We start from the raw sequence: 1318 nt of genomic DNA on the forward strand, positions 1-1318 counted from the left end.
GCTCCTCTCGCAATCACTCTCGGGCGCCGACCCGACATCCTCTGATTCCGCAGCTATCTCGCCGGCGTTCACACCGTCGGCCTCCGGTTGAGGATCGGCCTCGGCCTGCGAAGCAGCGTCCTCAGTGCCGATTCCTGGTTCCGGTCCCGCTTCGTCCTCACCGCCCGCGCCAGGTTCCGGCGATGTCGCGTTCTCACCGCCGACTTCCGGGCCCGGCTCCGGGGCAGCGACCACCGGCCCCACCTCGTCCTCGCCGCCGACCTCCGGTTCCGGTTCCGGCTCACCTTTTTCGGTCGCGGGCGCCGTGGTCGGGTCGTCCGCGTCCTCGCTGGCGGCTCCCGTCGTCGATCCCGCGGCTGTCGAATCCGCTTCTGCGGTCTCGCCGTTCGCGTTTCGCTGCTCGTCGACCTTCCTGGCGTCGGTGATGATCGCCTGCCACGTCGCGTCTTCGGCGATCCGGCGCGCCAATTCCGGATCGATGGGACCGTGACCGGCCAGGAACGCCGGATCATCAACCAACCCCAACAACGTTTCCAGGTCGATATGGAGCTGCACGTCGGCCTTCGGCCGTGCGCGTTGCGACAGATCAGTGGTCGGGCAGTCCTCGCTGCCACACCGGCAACGCAGGAACGACTCGCCGTGCATCAACGCGACGAACGCGTCGGCATGCAGAGTGTCGTGGGTGCGTGGATCGTCCTTGCAGACCGTCGCCGCCATCTGCCCGATCAACGAGGACACCGCCCGACCCTCCTCCGCCGTCAACGCCCCATACAGCTTCGCCATACCGTGACTGTCGGGGGTGATCGACACCCGACGCTCCGTCTGCTCACGGCGGCGACGGATCCGGCGGGCCTCCTCCGGGTTCGCCTTGATCAACAACCGCATGATCTCGTGCATCAACCGTCCCGGCGACAACTGCAACGCGCCGTCGACGATCTGCGCCTCGATCACCGCCAACGTCTCATCGCTGATCGGGCCGGTATGCCAGACGATGCTGTTCACCCTTGCGAAGTCCAACCTGCCGTCGAGGAACGCGGCACGAGTGTTCGGCAGCCGGTGATCGAGGGCGTCCCCGACCTCCAACAACTTCCGGCACGTCGACGGCGCGATCCCCAACGCCAGGCAGATCTCCATCTCCGCGCCCCGACCGCACCGATACGCGTTGTCCTCCCCGAGCACGTCCAGCTCCTGCTCGAAGCTGCGCCGCGCGAACGCCGCCACCGACAAAACCTTGTTGGCCGCCGCGATGTTCTCCGCCCGCGCACACCCCGTCAACGCCGACAACGCGGCGGCTGCATCGTCGTAATCAACCACATAC

1 protein-coding gene is annotated in these 1318 nt (G+C 67.1%); it reads right to left on the bottom strand.

Going from position 1 to position 1318, the window contains the following annotated elements; all coding sequences use genetic code 11:
- On the bottom strand, positions 1–1318 hold a 1318-nt coding region (locus ACFXMV_RS23175; protein ID WP_378503694.1), incomplete at both ends, for a DUF222 domain-containing protein.

Source organism: Rhodococcus sp. NPDC059179, assembly GCF_042754885.1.
Lineage (GTDB): Bacteria > Actinomycetota > Actinomycetes > Mycobacteriales > Mycobacteriaceae > Rhodococcus_G.